The sequence below is a fragment of the Mycoplasma haliaeeti genome, assembly GCF_048284645.1.
Classification (GTDB): Bacteria; Bacillota_I; Bacilli_A; order Mycoplasmatales; family Metamycoplasmataceae; genus Mycoplasmopsis.
Map to the genome: position 1 here is coordinate 147,065 of NZ_JBLWAB010000001.1, position 21,388 is coordinate 168,452.

Here is a 21,388-nt window from a genome sequence, read left to right on the forward strand (position 1 = left end):
TTGACTAAAATTTCAGTAAAAAAGTTAAAGTTTGATAAACTTTAATTACTTAGTAATTAAGTTTAATTTAAGTCTATTAACTAGGAGAATTATGTTCGAAAATATATTAAATAAACTACTTGATACATCATTACGTAACAATTTAGTCAAAATTAAGCCTGAAAAATATTTAACTATAGAAGCTATTGAAGAAACAGCTGAAGGGCCATTTTTATTAACTAATAATGCTAAAAGTGCCACAGCAAAACAAAGTATTATGCTAGTTAATATTGCCGATGCTGAACTTAGCAAAATGGCTGACAAATTTATCAAATTCAATCGCCTTTCAATTGAAGAAACTGGGATAAATATTTTAAATCTAACTCTTGGAATTTTAAAATGACAAGATCGCGATGATAACTTGCTTAATTCACCATTATTTTGCATTAGCGCAGAATTAAATAGTGAAAAAGATGATTATTTTATTGAAGCTTCTTATGCTAATATCGAGCCAAACTATACGCTTGCTTTTAAATTTAAAACTGAATATAATTTTGACTTACTTAAAGTATTGGAACAATATTTAGAAGCAAAGAGTACTTTTAATGAAGTACTAGATAATTTAACTGAATTAGAAAACCAACTCCTAATTCAAATTAATTTTGGTCAAAAACAACTCAAGGTTCAAAAGCTTGCTTATTTTGGTATTTTTACTTATTCTAAAATCAGCATTTATAATGACTTAATTCAAAACAAGTCCCGTTTGGATGCTTCACCATTTTATCAACAATTAAATGGCCAAATGCAAAACTTTAATTTCGAACTTATCTCTGATAAAGATATTGATGAAAAAATTGATTACTTAAATTACTACCACTGTCTTGAATCTGACGGATCACAAGAAAAGGCTATTCAAGCTGCAATTCAAGGCCACAGCTTCGTGCTTCAAGGTCCTCCTGGAACTGGAAAATCTCAAACTATTAGCAACATCATTACAGAATTAATGTCACGTGGCAAAAGAGTTCTGTTTGTTGCTGAAAAAACAGCTGCTGTTGATGTCGTTTATAACACACTAGCAGATAAAGGCTTTGAAAAATTTATCCTACGTCTTCATAGTGATGATAACAATAAAGAATTTGCTAAAAAGTTACTTGCTGACTATGAAGAAACAAAAAGCTATCCTAAATTAAATAATTCATTTCGAGATGAAATGAATCGTAATATTTCTCAATATGTCAGATTAATTAATGACTATGAAAACATCCTAGTAGATAGCGATAAAAATAGTGTTCCATTATTTACTTTATTTAATAATTATCTAGAAATTAAGGACTACTTGCCTATTTCTGAATCCTTTAGTTTTATGCGTAGTTATTCAGAAGAAGAACTTAGAGATATCTATGACTTACTAAAAAATTACCAAGGCATGCTAAATTCCTTTAATAAAATCAACTATTCAAAATGATTTTCAATTATTCACACTAGTGAAGTTGACTTTAACAAGATTATTAACTGCTTAAATAATCTTAAAAATAACTTAACCCAACTTAATTACTTACTTGGTAATAGTGACTATATTTTTATTAAAAATAATGAGTTATTTAGCGAGATTGAAAAGGTTAAAAATATTACTTTTATTTTGACTAAAACTACTTGAAATAAGAAAAATAACTTTACCTTTAATTCTGAATTAAGAACTCTAAAAGAAATTTCAAAATTATATAAACAAATTACAAGGTTGCTTAGCTTTGATCAAGTTACTTTGAAAATGAATCAAGAAAATATCAGCTATTTAGAAAAATGATTAAAAGAAAACAAAAATGGTTTCTTTAGAGCTTTCTCAAAGCAATATAAAGCTAATAAAGAAGCCTTAAGCTTACAAGATTTTGGTCTTGGAATTCATCATAATTCTTATAGAAAAGCTAAAAAACTTTATAAAGCTAGTTTAAAGGCTCAAAAGATCTTTGATAAGATTCAAACTATTTTACCATCATTAACATTCCAATTTAATATTCAAGATATAGTGTTAGTTGATATCTTAATTAAAAACTTTGAAACTTTAGCAAACAGCTTTACTGATTCAGAATTTAGTTTTGCAGTTAACTATACTAAAGAAGTTGCTCCTGTTGCTCGCTTTTCATTTGCTCAATTACAAGAAATGATTAGTGAAATTAACTCTAATTACACTGAACTATTTAAAAACTTTTTAGTTGAATTAGATGCTGAAAACTATTATGCAATTATGAATTTCATTGATACCTTGTTAATGGAACAAAATAATGGTTATGTAATAGTTTCTAAGAATAATTTAGAAATTAAATTAGTTGAATTTGGACTTGAAAACTATTTAAGTTTCTTACATTCAGGTCACTACAACAGCTTATTTGTAAATACATTTAAATGATCATATGCAAACTGAAATATTAAAAATATTTTAGTAAGAAATAATTTAGCAAGCGATTTTGTTAAATTAAAAGATTTACATGAAAGATATCAAAATGATATTGCAATCTTAAACAAAAACGCCTATGCCAATGCCTTAGAAGCTTGCAGTAAGCAAGTTCCTAATTTCCTTGGAACTGAACGTAGTTACCTAATATTAAAAGCAGAAGCTTCTAAGTCACGTAAACTAAAATCAGTTAAAAATGTAATGTCGGAAGCTAGTGATGCTATCTTACAAATGAAACGTTGTTTAATGATGTCTCCTCTTTCAGTTTCAACATACCTAAAAGATTCAAGTGCAACTTTTGATGTTTTAATTATTGACGAAGCTAGTCAAATCAAGACAGAAAATGCTTTATCTTCAATTTTTAGAGCAAATCAATACATTATTTGTGGTGACGTTGAGCAATTACCACCTACCAGTTTCTTTGAAGAAAAATCTGATCTAGATGAAGTTGATGATGAAAACATCTATGACTTAGATGCTTATGAATCAATACTTTCAGCTGGTGCCTCATTCCTTAAATCAATTGCTTTAAGATGACACTATCGTTCAAAATATGAATCATTAATTTATTCATCTAATACCAATGTTTATGATAATACACTTGTTTCTTTCCCAAGTGTTTCAAATGGAGATCGTTTCACAGGGCTTAATTTCATTTATACCAATGGTATTTATGAAGATCGTGAAAATGCACAGGACGCTGATGCAACAATTAAAAAATTAACTCAAATTATTGACAAGTTTGGAGACAAGAAAACTATTGGTGTTATTACTCTTAATATCACTATGGCTAACTATTTAGATAAGCATCTTAATAGATTTTTAAATAGTAATGAAAAATACAAGCCTTTCTTAAACCCTAAATCAAAAACAAAATTCTTTATTAAGAATATTGAAAATGTGCAAGGAGATGAAAGAGATATCATCTTACTTGTAATTGGATTTGGTCCAAATTCTGAAGGTAAGATTTCACATAATTTTGGAGCAATTAACCAAGACGCTGGATATAAACGTTTAAATGTAGCAGCATCACGTGCTAAAGAAGCCATGTTTATTGTTTCATCACTAAAATACAGTGATATTGATACAAACAAAAGCCCAGCTCGTGGAGTTGCCTTCTTAAAGGACATACTTAAAAATGCTGAAGTCGGAGTGCAAAGTGTTGCCTCAAATAGTGCTATTACACAGGCGTTTAAGGTTCAATTAGCACAGGAATTGACTAATTTAGGTTACATTGTACATACCAATGTTGGAGCTAGTGATTTCAAAATTGATTTAGCTATTTATAACAAAGAGAAAAACAAGTATGTGCTTGGGCTTGAATGTGATGGAACAACATTTGCTTCCTCACGTGTTGCTAAAGATCGTGATTATTTACGTAGTAATGTTTTACAAAGTCGTGGTTGAATTATTTATCGTATGTGATCAACTGATTGATTCAAAAATAAAGACTTGGAAATGGAACAATTAACTAACTTTATTAAAAAACACCTTTCTACACTTGAACAAGTTAAGCCACGCTTAAATGAAACTTTAGAATCACAAAACCTCATTGAGCAAGTTGCAAAAGTAGATTTTAGAAGTTGCTTTGAACCTTTAATTAACCTAAAAGAAGTGAGAAGAAATACTTTAATCCGTGATAAGGCAATATACTTACAAGAACATATTAATGTAATTTCACTTAAAGAATTAAAAGTTTTAATCCAAAAAGTATATACAAACCCTAAAAATATCAATCTAGTATTAGATAACTATAGGTTCAAAATTATTCAAGGATTTGCCTACAACACAGGGCTAAATAATCAAGAAATCAAGTTTAAGACTGCATACGATGATGATAGAAGAGAAATTGGATTCTTACATCCTAAAGAATGAGAACACTTCTTAGCTAAAGCAAAAGAATTTAATAACGAAGTGAACTATGATGAGTTAGCTAAAATTGCTCTTGAGTTACTTGGTTACAAACGTCAAAGTGCAGTTACTTTACAACAAGTTATAGATATATTGAAGAACACTAATGAAAAAGGAGGCAAATAATGCCAGAATATCCTGAAGTCACAGTTGTAACAAATACTTTAAATTCCTTAACTAGTGGACACAAAATAATAGATATTAAGGTTTTAAAGGATAAATTAATTAAGAATGCTTCAGAAGTTCAATTTATTGACTTCTTAAAAAACAAAACTATAAAAGAAATATGTAATTACGGGAAGTTTATTCTCTTTACATTTGATGATAATTCTCGTATGATTTCACACCTTAGAATGTCTGGAAAGTACTTTGTGCTAGATGTAAACAGTATAAATCCAATGATGCAAGAAGCTCATAACTATATTTATTTCTATTTAGATAATAATACAGTGATGATTTATAATGATGCTCGTATGTTTGGCTCATTTGAAATTATTCCTTCCAGCGATACTCGTAGCATTTATGAAATTAAAAATTTAGCCAAGTTACCACACCAAGTAGATATTGATGCTTTATGGGCTAAATTACAACATAAAAATATCAGTATTAAAGCAGTATTACTTGACCAATCCTTAGTTTTAGGAGTTGGAAACATTTATGCTGATGAAGCTTTATATCGAATTAAAATGTATCCAATGCTTAAGTGCAATAAAGTTTCAAAAGCAAGATTAGCTCAATTATTACAAGCTGCCGGTGATATTATGAATGATTCAGTGGCCCTTGGTGGTTCTTCGGTACATACTTATGTATCCGTTAACTCTAAAAGAGGGAGCTATCAGGAAAAATTGCAAGTTTATGGAAAAGATGGACAGCTTTGTTCCACATGTAAACATTCTTTAATAAAAAAAGTAAAATTAGATTATAAGCAAAATGGACGTGGCACAAGCTTTTGCCCAAATTGTCAAAAGGAAATTAATGGATAAAAAACTGCTCATAGTAGTTGATATGTTAAATGGTTTTGCTTATAAAGGAGCTTTAGCAAGCTCAAACATTGCTAAAATAATCCCAACCATTGCTAATATTGTTCAAGAATTTGATCATAATTTATTCGTTTGTGATCACCATTCAGCTGAAGATTTAGAAATGAAACTTTACCCAATTCATTGTCTAGCCAATGATGTTGAATCCGAAATAGTGGCACCACTAGTGCCTTATGTACAAGAAATTGTTTATAAGAATACTACTAATGCCTTCTGAGATATACCAGCAAAAATTTGGGATCTTTATGATGAATTTTATCTAGTAGGATGCTGCACTGACATTTGCATTCTCCAATTAGGAATAACTTTAAAAACATATTTAAATAAGATTCATTCAGATAAAAATGTTATTGTATATCAAGATGCAGTTGCTACTTATGATAGCAAAGAGCACAATGCTAAACAGTATACTGAAATAGGCTTAAAAGCTTTAAAAAACGCAGGAGTAATTATAAAAACATGAGAACAGTAGATTTACATGGTTTAACTTCAGAACAAGCTATGATTGAAGTTGTTAAACATTTATATGACCTAAAAAGAAATAAAGTTGATTCAGTACTATTTATTACTGGAAATGGTACAGGTACACTAAAAGCTGCTTTAGAAACTTTTTTAGTTAAAAACAAGATTAAATACAACCTTCAAAACGATGGAGCAGCTTACTATTTAGACTCAAGAGATTGCTTTTCTGGCTCAAATTCAAGCTTATATGATGAAGAAGAGTTCGAAGATGAATTACTTGATGAAGATGATTTAGAAGATATTTTCACAGGTTACAAATTCTAATTTTAATTAACACCCTTGTGGTGTTTTTTTATGCAAATGTGGCTGGAAAGCGATAAGAAAAATCCATCCAGGAGGATGAATTATTTCTTATCAATATTTTCTATTTCTTGTTTAGTCATATCTAATTTCTCAACCAGGTCTTGGGTTTGAGTAGCAGAAGTTTTTGTATCTGCTTCTTTAGCTTTAAAGTCTAGATCATTGTTATCTAGAAAAGCTTTTTGTTTGCCAAACATTTGTCTTAATTTGTCCATTAGTTTTTCATTTAGCGTAAATGTAGCAGCCAAATAAGCTACTGCACAAAGTAAGAAAACTAATACTGTATCAAATGGGAAAACTAATCATTTGGTTTCAAAAACTTCTTTGTTATCTGGACCTTTAACACTGTGAGATTGTGGAATTCAAAATAGAGTTAAAACAATTCCGATAATAAAAATATAATTTGAAAAACGATAAATTGATAGCTTTTTGTTTCAAGCTAGAATAAATCCATATATCACCACACTAAAGCCATAAACCACTGACATAACTATTCTTGCCCAAAGAGGCAAGTGGTAGTTTGAATCAGGTATAAAAACATTTCAAGGGATGATAATACCACTAGTTAAAATTAGCAATAAGCTAAAGATAGTTAAATAAATATAAAATGATGTTGTATATCAATTTCTTTTAGCTGTTTTAGTGGCAGTTTTTTGTTTATCCACGAGAGTCTCTCAATCTCATCATTTGTAGGATGAAGTCAGCTAATGGTAATGTCACAGTTTCTTCTTTTCCGTATTCTCTATAAGAGATAGTTTCGCTTAGTCTTTCTTTTTCACCTAAAATAATTTGGAATTTAGATTTAGACATTTGAGCTTCACGAACTTTTTTACCTAATCTTTCGTCTCTATCATCAATTTTTGATCTAAAGTCTGCGTTAAATAAAATCTTGTTTACTTCTTGAGCATATTTAATGTCTTCTGCATTATTTGTAGCAGGGATAACTGTAAATTGTTTAGGTGCAAGTCAAAATGGTAAAACACCTTTAGTTTGTTCAAGTAAAATAGCAACAAAACGTTCATATGTTCCAATTAATCCACGGTGAATCATAACTGGACGTTCTTCTTCATTGTTTTGGTTAGTGAAAGTAATTTGGAAACGTTCTGGTAGTAAGAAGTCAAGTTGTAATGTAGAAACAGTAATTTCGTGTCCTAAAGCTGTAAAGATTTGAATATCCATTTTTGGACCATAGAAGGCAGCTTCACCAATCTTTTCTTCATATTTAACACCTAATTCATTAAGTACTTCACGAAGTTGGTTTTCTGCTTCATTTCACATGTGATCATCTTCATAGTATTTTTCTTTATTTTCAGGGTCTCTTAATGAAAGAGAAACATAAGAAATTTGAATTTTGAAGATTTCAAGAGTTTCTTTAATTAATTGGTACATTGATTTGAATTCTTCAGCGATTTGGTCTTTTCTAACAAATAAGTGTCCTTCTGTTAGTAACATACCCCTTACACGTTCAAGTCCTGTAAGTGCACCTGATTTTTCATATCTGTATAATTGTGATTGTTCTGAATATCTAATAGGTAAATCACGGTATGAACGCTTTTCTGTGTTGTAACATAAAATGTGGTGAGGGCAAGTCATTGGGCGTGGAATTAAACGTTCATTTTCAACTACAATAGGTCTAAACATATCATCTTTGTAGTGAGCTAAGTGCCCTGAGATTTCATAAAGTTCTTCTTCTCCGAAGTGAGGAGTTAAAACTTCTGTAAATCCATATTTTCTATCCATTTTAAGTACAAGGTTTCTTATTTCATTGTGAATGTACATTCCATCTTCAAGTCAGAATGGTAATCCTTGACCACCTAATTTGTTAAATGTAAAGAGTTTAAGTTCTTTTCCAATTTTTCTGTGGTCTCTTTCTTTTCTATCTTTTAAGATTTCTAAGTAAGCATCTAATTCTGCTTGGCTTTCTCATGAAGTACCATAAATTCTTGTTAATTGGATATTATTGCTATTTCCTCTCCAGTATGCACCAGCTAGTGATAAAAGCTTAAAGTATTTAATTTTCTTAGTGTCTTCTACGTGTCCACCTGCACATAGGTCAACAAAAACTGTTTCATTGTTAAGTGGATCAACTAGAGCATAGAAAGTAACATTTTTTCCAGCTGCTACTAGTTCATCATATAATTCTTGTTTATAAGGTTTATTAGTAAAATCATATTCATCGATTGAAACTTGTTTCATAACTAAATTACGTGAAGCAAGTTTTTTCATGTATTTTTCAATTTTAACTAATTCTGTGTCACTTAATGGTGTTTCAAATTCGAAGTCATAGTAAAATCCTTCATCTGTAGCAGGTCCAAATCCTAATTTAACATTTGGATAAAGTTTTTCAACTGCTGCACCAAGTAAATGGCTTGTTGTGTGATTTAAAAGTTTATTTGCTTTCATTGTATCTCCTTAAATTAGTGAAATTATAATACTTTTTTAATTTTCTATCTTACTAAAGTAAGATAAATGTCTTTAAAATATTTGTTTTTTATATCTTATCACCAATTAGTTATCTGGATACAAAAAAAGCGAGCCAATGCTCGCAAATTAACGGGTTGATCATTTAAATGACTTAGCTGATAATCCAAATAGAAGGACACTTCAAATGTAAGGTAAGATTAAGTTTATAATGTTTTCAGCTTTTGAACCAATTTGAATTAAATCATCTTGACTAATAGCTTTATTACCCATAAGGATATAAGATTTTAAATCAGAGCTAAAATCAGGTCTCATTTTAATTCATTGAACAATTTGATTTGTACTTTGATCTAAGTTACTTGCATTTAAGTTTTGAATTAGTTGTTGGAATTGACCTTCACGAGCCACTGATGCATTAGCACCTAGAGCAAGGTTTTGTAAGAATAAGACATTATTATCATTTAAGCCTTTACCACTGGCTAAAACATCATTTAGACTAGTATGAACTGTTTGGTTAAGAACTGATTCAAATGGTACAACTAATGGTTGAATAGTTTTTAGTGAGTTAACTGAATAATAAGTTTTATTTACATCAAATATATTATATTTTTCAAATGCAACTGAATTAAATTCACTAGTTGCAATATTATGCATATGATGCAATAATTGATCAATTTCAGGTTTTATTTCATCCCCTTGTAGTAGTGGGAAACGTTTTAAAGCTTGAGTATATTTAGCAACTGATTCAAGGTAAGACATGTAATCATTTAGCGCATAGATAGCTGGCGCATCTTTGGCAGCAAAATTGATTTCTTTTCCACTTATTTGAATAACAGGAGTTAGATAAGCACTTCCTTCAAATGCCATCTTATTTTGAGTAATTGATGATTTAAAAGGTGAAATATATGAGAATCATCACATTCCTTTAACTTCTGAGACAGCTACCATTGGAAATACTTGACCAGTTAAAAACATTGAAATAATTAATAAAGTAGAACCTAAAGCTTGAATCATTAAAATAGATTTGGATACTGAAACAATAAAGAGCCCAACAGCTAATGAAACTAATGTTAAAGTTAGTAATGAATATATAAGGCCTCCAACTTCAATTTGTTGGAAGATTTGTTTCAAGGAAGCTAAAGAAACGTGATAGTTTACTCCACCAATTACTTTACTATAAACCACTTTTCCTTCAGTAAAATAATCAGGTCCAAAAATTATAAAAGTAAAAAATAAGGTTCATAATCCTGAAAGAAACATTATGATGAAATAATAGCTAGCTACATAGAGTAAAAACACTAAAGGCTTTATTTTAGTTGCACCAATTCTTTTTAATAATGTTGACTTCTTAAATTCAAAAATAGCTGTAGGTAGTGAGACACAAGCAATTGCAACTGGGCCAATTGTTAATGAAGATGAAGCAATCATTGGATAATTAAAGATTAGCCCACAAACAACAATGAAGATAATAGGATAACCGAATGCGAAAAATGGCCCTACAAAGGCTTTTCAAAAGTGAATGTTAATTAATGAGAAAATACCATTAAATGTATTCTCAGATTGTGATTTTATTCTTTTACTTTTCATATCTATCCTATGTATTTATCTAAGCATTTAGCAACTGAGCCAAATTCAGCTATTGTTTCTTCTTTTAATGCATCATAAATGATTTTTCCCTTATGCATAATAACAATCCGATCAGCAATTATTTCAACTTCATTGACATCGTGTGAAATTAATAAGATTGAAGATTCATTTGCAATTGCAAACTTCTTAATAAAATGGATTAAGCGAGATTTAATTTTTATATCTAGCCCGGTGCTTAATTCGTCTAAAATTATCAATTTCGGGCAGTGGATAATAGCAAGCAAGGCATTTAATCTTTGTTGCTGACCACCAGAAAGCGCTGATGCTTTATTGAAAATAAATTCATCAATTCCAAAAATTTTTATTAAGTTTTCAATGTCAGCTTCATCTAATGCTGATCCATAAATTTTCTTCATTGAAACAATAACATCTTTAACTGTTAGCCCTTGTGGGTAGGAAGAATCTTGAAATTGAATTCCAATAAGAGCATTATTAATTTTGCTAGCTTCTTGCATGTTATAAATAATTTGACCACTAGTTGGATTTGATATTCCAACTATCATTTCAACAGTTGTTGTTTTTCCTGCACCATTTGAACCAAGTAAAGCTACATTTTGACCTTGATATAAGGTTAGATTCATATCATTAACAGCATAAAATTTCTTATTATGACGTAGTGAAAATTCTTTACTAACGTTTTGTATTGTAATGAGTTTTGGTAAATCGAATTCACGAGTTTTAACAGCTTGATAGAGTTCAACTTTTTGCGATTGTTTTTCTAAGTCAGCTAAAAAATCTCGAGATATTTCTTGTACTTTTGCTATCTTATTATTCATTTTATTTCCTTTATCTATTAAATTATAAATTTATTTTGCATATTAGGCAAAAGAATGTAAAATATGGAACTTTTTTGTTCCACATTACTTTTAATTCTAGCTAGTAGTCTTTTTAGTAATTTAACTTATAAAAAAGCTACCTAGCAAGTGCTGGCAGCCTTATAAATTATTTAAAATTATCTTTCATCAGTTCATTCAAATTGGAATCCAAAGATACTTACAGTATCTCCAATTTCAATTCCCATACGAACTAGTTCATCTCATACACCCATTTTTTTCAAGATGTTGTTAAATCTTACTAAGTTATCAAAAGTGTTAATTGGGATTCGATTGTAAAGCTCTTCAACTTTTTTACCTTCAATTTCAAAGTATCCTTTGTATGGATTCTTAATTACATAGTCAGGTTCGTATTCAATAACTGTTTCTTCTTCTTGCTCTTCTTCGATTGTTTCATAATTATGTTTAGTAATCATGTCTCATAATTTAGCTTTAACTTCATCTAAGTTTTCACGGAAGATTGCTGAAATTGTTACTACCTCAATATTTGGGTATTTAGCCTTAAATGCCTTAAGGTGAGCATCAAAAGCTTCTAAATCAGATTTATTTGCAATTACTAATTGAGGTTTATTTTCAAGTTTTAAATTGTATGATTTAAGCTCATTATTAATGATTTCAAAATCTTGAATTGGATCTTTTTCTTCTGACCCAAAATCAATAATGTGAGCAATAACTCTACAACGTTCAATGTGTTTAAGGAATTGAATTCCAAGTCCTTTTCCAAGTGCTGCACCTTGAATTAATCCAGGTAAGTCAGCTACAGTAAAGGAATCATCATGGAATTGCACCATTCCAAGTTGTGGCACTAAAGTAGTGAATTCATAATCAGCAACTTTAGCTTTTGCATTAGAAATAGCATTTAAAAATGTTGATTTACCAGCTGATGGTTTACCAACCACTCCAACATCACTAAGAATTTTTAGCACAATGTGAGCTTCAAATTTTTCTCCAGGCATTCCATTTTCACTGATTCTTGGTGCAGTATTTTTAGCAGTCTTGAATTTAGTATTTCCTCTTCCACCTTTACCACCTTTGGCAATTAAGTATGGAACGTTTGCTTCAATAACGTCAGCAATTAATTTTTTACCATTGTAAACTAAAGTTCCAACTGGTACTTTGATAAAAGTATCTTCAGCATTAGCACCATAAAGATTTTTAGGTCCACCTTTGATCCCATCTTTAGCAACAATGTGTTTGTTTTTATAAAAGGCTAGAAGTGTATTTTTACCACTGTCCCCAACGAAGTAGACGTTTCCTCCACGTCCACCATCTCCTCCATCAGGACCACCTTTATCAACGTGAGCTTCTCTACGGAATGAGACCATTCCATCTCCACCACGTCCGGCTTGAATGTTTACATAAACTTCATCGATAAATTTAGCCATATTCCCCTCCTTGGGTTGATTTATTTTATTATTTTCTTCCTACTTGCTTATATTATATAAGGTTTTGGCAAGATTATAAAAACAGCAATAAAATCTGCTGTTTTTATTCATTGATTTTATTAGATATAGTCGTTTATTCCAACAAAAGTTTGTTCATCTGGATGGTTGATATCTCAATATCCAGTTTCAATTCTTTTGGCTCTAACATTTTGACGATGTAATTCAAGTTTAGATCAAATTCATGAACAAATGTAAATTGATGAATATACCCCAATACTAATTCCAAATAACATAACAATGTTAAATGAGAAATCTGTGGCATTGTGGAAGCATAATAAGACAAGAATAGCTAAAATAGTTGTTCCTGAAGTATATAAACTTCTCTTTAAGGTTTCAGCAATTGAGCTGTTAACAATTTTAGTAATATCTTCTTTTCCTAAAATTTGGTTAACATATTGTGTTTTAATTGTTTCTCTAATTTTGTCAAATGTAACTACAGTATCATTAATACTTAATCCAAGGATTGAAAGCATAGCAGCTACAATAATGGTTGAGACTTGCAATCTAGTAATTACAATAAAGGCCATAACCATTAAGAAATCGTGTAGCAGACCAATAATAGCTGCAATTGAGTAAGTTCAGCTCATTCTAAATAGTAAGTAAAGCACAATTCCAACAAAGGCAATGGCAGTAGCAATTACTGCATTAAGCACTAATTTTTGGGCTTCAGTAGATGAAATAGAGTAATCTATTATCTTAAGAGCTGAGTCTTGAGCTAGAATTAATTCCTTAATCTTTTGTAATTCAGTTAGTGAGAATTCTTGAGCAGTCTTAATTGAAATTGCTCAGTTATCACTAGTTGAGCTGACTTTATTTAGCGAAATAATTGAGTCAACATTATGAATGTTGAGTGCTTGACTATTGTTTAATAAAGCTTGTTGAATAGCTTGAGCTTGAGCTTGGGTTAATTGTCCACCGATATCAGAAGTAATAGTAATATTAGTTCCCCCTGAGAATTCTAATGAACGATTAAATCCTGCTCAAATATCTTTATGTGCTCCTGATATAGATGCGAATACTATAATTCCAGCTAACATAAAGATCAGTGATCCTAAAGCGAATCATTTTGATTGTTTAAGGTAGTTGTTGTTTTCAACAGCAACACCAAGTTTAGTTTTATTATTAATGTATCTTTTTCTAATACCTAGTAAGTAAAGCTTATCATCTAATAATCCAGAGTTAACTAGCATAGTTGCTAAGAATCTAGAAAATAGTAGCATAACTAGTAAGGTAAATAGAATAGAAAGTACTAAAGTAACTGAGAATCCTCTTACTTCCTTAGTTCCGAAGTAAAAGAGGATAAATCCAACAATAATAGTTGTCACATTGGCGTCTAGAATTGAAGAAAGCGATAGTTTATTAGCATTTCTAAAGGATTTTTTCAAGGAATCTCCAGTGTAGACTTGACGTTTTAATCTTTCATAAGTAATAACGTTAGCGTCCACACTAATTCCAATCCCAATAATTAAAGCAGCAATTGTTGCAGGTGAGTATTCACCACGAAGCACTGTAAATAGTAATAATGTTAAGAATATATATAGTGCAATTGAAATTGTACTTAAGGCACCTAATAATCCATAGTTAACCATCATGAAGATTGAAATTAAGCTAAAGATTACAAGTCCAGCATACATTGCATAATTAAATGCATTTGAATTTAAGTTTGGATTTAAGTAAATGTTTGAAAGAACATTTAGCTCATAGTCACTAAGACCAAAGTTAATTTTTCCAGCTAATTCACCAGCTTCTTGTGGTGTAAAGTTTCCTGAAATTTGTACATCTGCAGTGTTTAATGGTCCATTAACACTAGCATCAGAAATTAAGTACTCTTTAGCATTAAATTCATGTTCTTTTAAAATGTTTGGTACTCTTTGAGGTTGTCCATTAATCCCCATAATCACACTGTATGGTTGGTTATTAACGTGAATAAAGTTTCATAAGTTGTGACCTGAAGCTTCTCAATCACTTGGATATTTATCTTGAGCTAACTTAAGTAGCTTTTCAATGTTTAATCACATTAACATTCTGTGATCTTGTAACTGAGAAACATATTCAGTTGCTTTGGTTCATTGGAAAATGGCATCTTTATCAGCTAGTTTTAAATTAACTGAAGTTTTACCATTTTGGGTATTTGAAGAAACAGCTGCTGAATTTTGCTTGAATGGAGGAATCCAGTTGGCTGGAGTTCCACCATTGGCATCAAGAGAGTTGATTGGATTTCCTATTTTGAAAACGCCATCATAAAACAATGGTTGTAAGTCAGCGTTAGTTATGGTTAAAATAGGTTTATCAACGATTTCTTTTTCGAATTCAATACGCTGTGAATCAGTTATAGCTCCACTCTTAGTGATTCTAATTTTTCCTTCACCTTCTGAGGATACTGTTATACCATTAAGTCCAGTACCACCAGTTAAACGTTCAAATAAAGATCTATTAACTTGTTCAGTTAATTGTTTATCAGCATTCTGCCCATCTTTCTTAACTTGAACAAGTACTTCAATTCCTCCACCATACTCAATTGACTTATTAACATTTTTATTTATGTAGAATACACTACCAAAAACAATTGCTAATATTGCTGAGACTATAGTGATGAAACTGATTATCAATCTCTTAAAATTATTTAATTTTAAAAATTTGTTTCATCTCTTTTTCATAACTAGTATATATTTTAGCAAAAAAACTCTATATTCATAATGAATATAGCTGCTAAGGGCCATATTTTACCTTTAGTTCCCTATTTGTAGTGATATAAGTTCAAAAGTTTTTCTCCTTAAGGGCTTTATACTTTAGCCATTTATTTGTTTTTATAATTAGCAAAAATACTTTTATTTCTATATGCTAGGTTTAAAAAATAAATTAGTAGATTATAGCTGCCTGATATATTTTGGATGCTAAATCTAGAATTTGTTACAATTGAAGTATTGCAAGGAGAAATATGATAAAAACAGTAGCAATTGTTTCACTTTCAAGTGGAGCACTAGGAGAACCATTTGTTAAACATGAACTAGATTTAGGGCTCAAACGTCTAAGCCAAATGGGACTTAAAGTTAAAATTATGCCAAATGCCTTAAAAGGAATCCAATATTTAAAAGCACATCCAGAAGCACGTGGACAAGATTTAATAAGTGCTTTTAATGATCCTGAAGTTGATCTTATTTTATGTGCAATTGGAGGATTTGATACTTATTTATTAACTCCATATTTAATGGAGCAAAATAGATTAGCAAATAGTTTAAAACCTAAAGCCTTTTTAGGTTTCTCTGATACCACAGTAAATCACTTTTTACTCAATAAGCTAGGGCTAAAAACATTTTATGGGCAAGCTTTTCTTACTGACATTTGTGAGGTAGATACCAATATGTTACCTTATACAAAACATTATTTTGATCAATTAGTTGCCTTAAACACAATTAGCGAAATTACGCCTGCTAAAACTTGATATAAAGAAAGAACTGATTTTGGGCCTGCAGCACTTAATACTAGTCGCGAAAGTTTTCCTAATGTTAAAGGATTTGAATTATTACAAGGTAAGGCACAATTTGAAGGTGAAATTCTTGGAGGCTGCATTGAATCTATTTATAGTAACTTTTTAGATCCTCAATCACCCGCATATGAAATAACTTCAAAATATCAAATCTTTCCTTCTTTAGACAAATGAGAAAATAAGATTTTGCTGCTAGAAACAGCTGAAACTAAATCATCACCTGAACATTATTTAACTATGTTACAGGCTTTAAAGTCATATGGAGTATTTGATAAAGTTAGTGGAATTCTTATTGGTAAACCTCAGGATGAAGCTTACTATGAAGAGTACAAAGACATTATTAAAAATGTTGTGCCAAATCATATTCCTGTTTTATATAATGTCAATATCGGACATGCAGCTCCAAGATGCATTATTCCATTTGGAATTAAAGCAAAAGTTGATGCTAACAAGCAAATTATTGAGTTTGAAAAATAATAAAAAAACTTAAATATCTACTATATAAGGCTTAAAAAAATAAATATTTAAATAAAAATTCAACATTTTATTGTATTATATATACATAAATTAAATTGTTAAAGAAAGGAGTTGCTGGTTCAGCAACTCTTTATCATTTACATAGGAGGAAAAATGTTTAATGAAAACAAATTAAAAGAACAGTTTCCTAAAATTTTATACGCAAGTATAACAAGTGATCCAGTGTTTGGAAAAACACTTTCTATCACAGTAGATTCTACAAATTTAGATGAAGTTGAAAAGATTTCAAGAGAAATTTCAACTTACTTAGAATCACAAAGCTGGTTCACAGATGATTTTGCTTTAGAAGTGCTTTCTAAAGGAACAGACCTATCTGTAACATTTGATAACATTCATGAATTTATTGATAAATATTTAGACATTAAATTAATTAAACCATTTGATGGATTAACTGAATTAATTGCTAAATTACTTTCGATTGAAAATGATCATATTCTAGTTGAATGAAATCAAAAAGGCAGAATCAGAAAAATCAAGATTGAAAAAGCTAATATATCTGAAATTAGCGAATATATAAAATTTTAAGAGGACATTATGGCTACTAAAAAAACAACCCCAGAAGTTAACAATTCTGAAGAATTTCAATTATTTAGATTAATTGAAGAAGTTGCTACACACAATGATTTCTTATTTGAAGACATCATGGAAATCTTTCGTCAAGCTACTGAAAGAGCCTTTGTTAAAAACATTGACAAAGGTGCTGAAATTGTGCTTGAAGCAGATCACGAAAATAAATTAGTTAGAATGTATAACATAAATGGTGAAGTAGTTGAAGATGATTTCGAATTCAATGAAGAAACACCTGAAGAAAAACTAATTTGCATTCCTTTATCACAAGCTCAAGTATTTAACCCAGAAGTTCAAATTGGTGATATGGTGAGAATTCCATTTACCTTTGCTGACTTACCAAACAGAATTAATGTTGCAATCTTAAATGATTACAAACAAGAATTCAAAGCAATGGAAAAAACTAAAATTATTGCTAAATACTCTCAATTACTAGGTAAAAGAGTTGATGCTAAAGTTTTAACAAGAAATAAAAATGGTTCATACAATGTTTCATTTGAAGACCAAGTTACAGCCTTTTTACCACAAAATAAAGTTAATGAAAAACTTAACTTACAACCAGGTAAATTTATCCCTGTATATATTGATGCAATTAACGAAGATTCAAAATTAAGTATTGTTCAAGTATCTACAACTTCAAACACTGAATTATTTGACTTACTATTCAATGAAATCCCTGAAATTCAAAATGGTGACTTACAAATAGTTGCAATCGAAAGATCAGCAGGATTAAGAGCTAAAGTTGCATTAAGAAAGAATCCAGACAGAAAACTTGACTTCGATACAATTGGTACAGTTTTAGGTGAATATTCTGTAAGAATTAATGCTATTTCTGACTTACTTGGTGGAGAAAAAATTGACTTAATTAATTATTCTGATGATATCTTAGAATACATTAAAAATGCTTTATTACCTGCCAAAGTATTAGATGTTATTGCTAGAAACGAAGAAGATACAGTTAAATATTATGCAATTGCTCGTGATGCTGAAATCAACATTGCTATAGGTAAAAAAGGTATCAACATTGATTTAGCTTCTAAATTAACTAATGCTAAAATCACAGTTATTAAAGCTAGTGATGCAATCGAAAGAGGATTTGAATTTAAGAAAGCTGAACAATTTGATACTCACTATTTCAAAACTACAGAAAGAAACAAGAATTCAAAAGCAACCAAAATGCTTAACAACCTTGATTCATTCATTGATACAGATACCTTATTTAGTGATTTCAACCACAGCTTAGATGAATTTGGAAATGAAGTTGCTCCAGAAGCTACTCCAACAGTTAAAGCAGTGAAAAAAGTTGCAGCCAAAAGACATGCAATCAACATGCAAGATCTTGACACTTTATTCGATGAAGAAGCTATCAAAATTGAAGATGAATTCGATAACCTTGACAGTTATGATTTCATTAGTGAAATTGAAAAATATGACGTTGAATATGGTGAAGAAAATTCAGACGAATTAGATGAAGTAAAAACAGAAGTTTCTGAAGAAGAAACAAATGCTAAAACTAAGAAAGTACTAAACGAATTCAAAAATTCTAAAGTACAACTTAAAGATTTCAAAGTTGATGATGATCTAGCATCTTATGGATTAGCTGATTCATTAGATGTTTCAGAACTAGTTGATGATGACTGAGAATAAAAATTACACTCGCAAGTGTATTGCGACTAATGCTATTACACCAATTGATAAATTAGTAAGATTTAGCTTTGATAAAGAAACTAATCTAGTTGAATTGGATTTAGATCATAACAAACTAAAAAGAGGGGCTTATTTCATCCCTACACAAGAAAATTGAAATTACATAAAGAAAACCAGAGCTCTAAATCGTGTTTTCCGGACAAATATAAGTCCTGAAGTTTACATAGAAATAGAGGAACAATTAAAGGAGGTGCTTTATGACAAAGAAAAATAATAGAATTTCAAACATAAATGAAATTAAAGAACAGTTATCAAACACAAAAACAGAATTAAAAGATGGTGTATTTATCTTTACCGAAAAAATGACTATTGCTGATTTCGCTGAAAAAATTAATGTTTCAGCTAATGAAATCATCAAAAAGATGTTCATGCAAGGGAAGATGTGCAACGTTAATACAATTCTAGATGAGGAACAAATTGCTGAAATTTGTTTAGACTATGGATATGACTTCCAAAAAGAAACTAATATTGATGGATCTAACTTCTTAGATGAAGTTAACTTCACTGATGATGAACAAGATTTAGTGCGTAGATCACCTATCATTACAGTTATGGGACACGTTGACCATGGTAAAACTACTTTAATTGATAAAATTAGACACTCAAATGTTGTAGCTACTGAAAGCAGTGGAATTACACAACATACTGGTGCTTACCAAATTGATTATAAAGGGAATAAAATTACATTCCTTGATACTCCAGGGCATGAAGCCTTTACTCAAATGCGTGCACGTGGTGCTAAAGTAACTGATATTGTTATTTTAGTTGTTGCAGCTGATGATGGTGTTATGCCTCAAACTAAAGAAGCTATTGAACACTCTAAAGCAGCAGGTGTTCCAATGATTGTTTTCGTTAACAAGATGGACAAACCTAATAAAGACTTAGACAGAATTAAAGGTGAACTTGCTGAAAATGATGTTCTCATTGAAGAATATGGTGGGGATACTCAAATTGTTTATGGTTCAGCTATGAAAGGTGAAGGACTTAATGAACTATTTGATGCCATTATGTTACTTGCTGATATTTTAGATTTAAAAGCTAACCCAAATAGATACCCAATTGGTACAGTTATTGAATCTCGTATCGATAAAGGGATTGGATCAGTTTCAACAATTATTGTTGAAAATGGTACCTTATATAAAGGTGACTTCTTAGTAGCTGGTTCTCGTTATGGAAGAGTTAGAATGATTTTTGACTCAAATGGTGCAGCTATTGATAAAGTTACTCCAGGTGCTCCAGGGATTATTTCTGGTCTTAACTATGTACCAGATGCTGGAGATCGTTTCATTGGATTTAATGATGAAAAATTTGCTAAGAAATTAGCTCAAGAAAAAGCTAATGCAGATAAAATGGATTTACTTTACTCACAAAGTAATGTTGAAGAAAACATTGATGGTAAAAAAGTTATTAACATTATTGTTAAATCTGACGTTTATGGTACTTCACAAGCCATCAAAGATCAAATTAACTTACTTGAAAATGATGAAGCAATCATTAAAGTTATTTCAGCTGGTGCTGGTAATGTTAATGAAACTGACTTACTACTAGCTAAAGCTTCAAATGCAACAATTTTCTGTTTTAACTTAAAAGTTTCACCTAACATTAAGCAAAATGCAGCTAGTGCAGGAGTTTCTTTAATTGTACATAATGTTATTTACAAGATTATTGAAGACTGTCAAACAATGCTAGATGGTGAAAAAGCTCCAGTTTACGAAGAACGTAAAATTGGTGAAGCTCACATTATGAAAGTATTTTTCTACTCAAAAGTTGGAAAAATTGCTGGATGTATGTGTGATTCAGGTGCTGTAAGAACTAACTGTAAAGTTAAAGTCCTTAGAGCTGGTAAAACAGTATTCGAAGGTGTTATTGACTCACTTAAACGTGATAAAAATGACACTAAAGAAGTTGTTAAAGGTAAAGACTTCGGTACACACATTAAAGGATTTAATGATATTGCTGAAGACGACATTTTAGAATTCTACGAAGATGTAAGGGTAAATTAGACATATGAATTTGCAAAAGTTTATAAATAACGTTCCAGATTTTCCAAAGCCAGGAATTATCTTTAAAGATATTGCTCCATTACTTAATGATCCTGAAGCATTTAACTATGTCATTGATCAAATGAGTCAATATGTAGCAAATGCTGACATCATTGTAGCACCAGATGCTAGAGGTTTTATCTTTGGTACTCCTGTTGCTTACAAGATGAAAAAACCATTTGTTATGGTAAGAAAAAAGGGTAAATTACCAGGTAAAGTAGTTCAACAAAACTATGACCTTGAATATGGAAATAACACTCTTGAAATTCAAGCTGAAGTCCTTAAACCAGGGCTTAAAGCTGTTATTGTGGATGACATTTTAGCTACCGGTGGAACTACTAAAGCTATTATTGATTTATTACACAATCAAGGAATTGAAGTTACTGATTTAGTAGTACTTGCTACAATTCCTGAATTAGATGGTGCTAAACTTCTTGGAAACGTTAAAATACATTCAATTATGTAAAACTATCAGCCACTGGCTGATTTTTTTATGCCTTT

At 30.3% G+C, this 21,388-nt stretch carries 16 protein-coding genes; 10 read left to right on the forward strand and 6 right to left on the reverse strand.

From position 1 onward, the window contains the following. Nucleotides 1–91 precede the first annotated feature (91 nt). From ACNQ2T_RS00475 to ACNQ2T_RS00490, 4 genes are read left to right on the forward strand one after another with little or no spacing between them, the layout of a single operon-like run. Nucleotides 92–4,465 carry a PDDEXK-like endonuclease domain-containing protein gene (locus ACNQ2T_RS00475; protein WP_418035711.1) on the forward strand — a complete coding sequence of 1,458 codons (4,374 nt, stop codon included), beginning with the start codon at nt 92–94 and terminating at the stop codon, nt 4,463–4,465. Beyond that, nucleotides 4,465–5,322, forward strand: a complete 858-nt coding sequence (mutM, locus tag ACNQ2T_RS00480; protein WP_418035712.1) for a bifunctional DNA-formamidopyrimidine glycosylase/DNA-(apurinic or apyrimidinic site) lyase — start codon at nt 4,465–4,467, stop codon at nt 5,320–5,322. Before ACNQ2T_RS00475 ends, mutM begins: the two co-directional genes overlap by 1 nt. Next, nucleotides 5,315–5,851: a cysteine hydrolase family protein gene (locus ACNQ2T_RS00485; protein WP_418018022.1), complete on the forward strand. Its 537-nt coding sequence runs from the start codon at nt 5,315–5,317 to the stop codon at nt 5,849–5,851. Before mutM ends, ACNQ2T_RS00485 begins: the two co-directional genes overlap by 8 nt. Further along, on the forward strand, nt 5,839–6,165 hold the full coding sequence (locus tag ACNQ2T_RS00490) for a Smr/MutS family protein (protein ID WP_416755199.1): 327 nt from the start codon (nt 5,839–5,841) through the stop codon (nt 6,163–6,165). The genes ACNQ2T_RS00485 and ACNQ2T_RS00490 overlap by 13 nt, the downstream gene beginning before the upstream one ends. Before the next feature lie 80 nt (nt 6,166–6,245). On the opposite strand, the gene ACNQ2T_RS00495 is transcribed toward ACNQ2T_RS00490, so the two are convergent. The 6 genes from ACNQ2T_RS00495 to secDF all read right to left on the reverse strand — a co-directional run bounded on the left by ACNQ2T_RS00495 (nt 6,246) and on the right by secDF (nt 15,204). Continuing rightward, nucleotides 6,246–6,866: a DUF6688 domain-containing protein gene (locus ACNQ2T_RS00495; protein ID WP_418035713.1), complete on the reverse strand. Its 621-nt coding sequence runs from the start codon at nt 6,864–6,866 to the stop codon at nt 6,246–6,248. Continuing rightward, the gene (gene thrS / locus ACNQ2T_RS00500; protein WP_418035714.1) at nt 6,859–8,604 is read right to left on the reverse strand and encodes a threonine--tRNA ligase; all 1,746 of its coding nucleotides are present in this window, start codon (nt 8,602–8,604) and stop codon (nt 6,859–6,861) included. The genes ACNQ2T_RS00495 and thrS overlap by 8 nt, the downstream gene beginning before the upstream one ends. A 147-nt stretch (nt 8,605–8,751) precedes the next feature. Next, nucleotides 8,752–10,209, reverse strand: coding sequence for a hypothetical protein (locus ACNQ2T_RS00505; RefSeq protein ID WP_418035715.1), 1,458 nt, complete (start codon nt 10,207–10,209; stop codon nt 8,752–8,754). Nucleotides 10,210–10,211: 2 nt separating this feature from the next. Continuing rightward, nucleotides 10,212–11,045 (reverse strand): ABC transporter ATP-binding protein, encoded by an 834-nt coding sequence (locus tag ACNQ2T_RS00510; RefSeq protein WP_416755193.1) that lies wholly within the window; start codon nt 11,043–11,045, stop codon nt 10,212–10,214. 176 nt (nt 11,046–11,221) lie between these two features. After that, nucleotides 11,222–12,487: a GTPase ObgE gene (gene obgE / locus ACNQ2T_RS00515; protein WP_418018226.1), complete on the reverse strand. Its 1,266-nt coding sequence runs from the start codon at nt 12,485–12,487 to the stop codon at nt 11,222–11,224. 119 nt (nt 12,488–12,606) lie between these two features. Next, entirely contained in the window at nt 12,607–15,204 is a 2,598-nt protein-coding gene (gene secDF / locus ACNQ2T_RS00520; RefSeq protein ID WP_416755191.1) for a protein translocase subunit SecDF, read from the reverse strand. A 281-nt stretch (nt 15,205–15,485) separates the two neighbouring features. Between secDF and ACNQ2T_RS00525 the strand changes: the two genes are divergently transcribed. The 6 genes from ACNQ2T_RS00525 (at nt 15,486) to ACNQ2T_RS00550 (ending at nt 21,353) form a co-directional block, all read left to right on the forward strand. Next, a complete protein-coding gene (locus ACNQ2T_RS00525) occupies nt 15,486–16,511 on the forward strand; it encodes a S66 family peptidase (RefSeq protein WP_418035716.1) in 1,026 nt (341 codons plus the stop codon). A 153-nt stretch (nt 16,512–16,664) separates the two neighbouring features. After that, complete coding sequence (locus ACNQ2T_RS00530) at nt 16,665–17,096, forward strand: LSm family protein (protein WP_416755956.1); 432 nt, start codon at nt 16,665–16,667, stop codon at nt 17,094–17,096. 9 nt (nt 17,097–17,105) lie between these two features. After that, the gene (locus tag ACNQ2T_RS00535; RefSeq protein ID WP_416755188.1) at nt 17,106–18,785 is read left to right on the forward strand and encodes a NusA N-terminal domain-containing protein; all 1,680 of its coding nucleotides are present in this window, start codon (nt 17,106–17,108) and stop codon (nt 18,783–18,785) included. Beyond that, nucleotides 18,772–19,059 carry a YlxR family protein gene (locus ACNQ2T_RS00540; RefSeq protein WP_416755187.1) on the forward strand — a complete coding sequence of 96 codons (288 nt, stop codon included), beginning with the start codon at nt 18,772–18,774 and terminating at the stop codon, nt 19,057–19,059. Before ACNQ2T_RS00535 ends, ACNQ2T_RS00540 begins: the two co-directional genes overlap by 14 nt. Continuing rightward, nucleotides 19,043–20,848, forward strand: coding sequence for a translation initiation factor IF-2 (gene infB / locus ACNQ2T_RS00545; protein WP_416755186.1), 1,806 nt, complete (start codon nt 19,043–19,045; stop codon nt 20,846–20,848). The genes ACNQ2T_RS00540 and infB overlap by 17 nt, the downstream gene beginning before the upstream one ends. A 4-nt stretch (nt 20,849–20,852) precedes the next feature. Next, nucleotides 20,853–21,353 (forward strand): adenine phosphoribosyltransferase, encoded by a 501-nt coding sequence (locus ACNQ2T_RS00550; protein ID WP_416755185.1) that lies wholly within the window; start codon nt 20,853–20,855, stop codon nt 21,351–21,353. Nucleotides 21,354–21,388 lie beyond the last annotated feature (35 nt).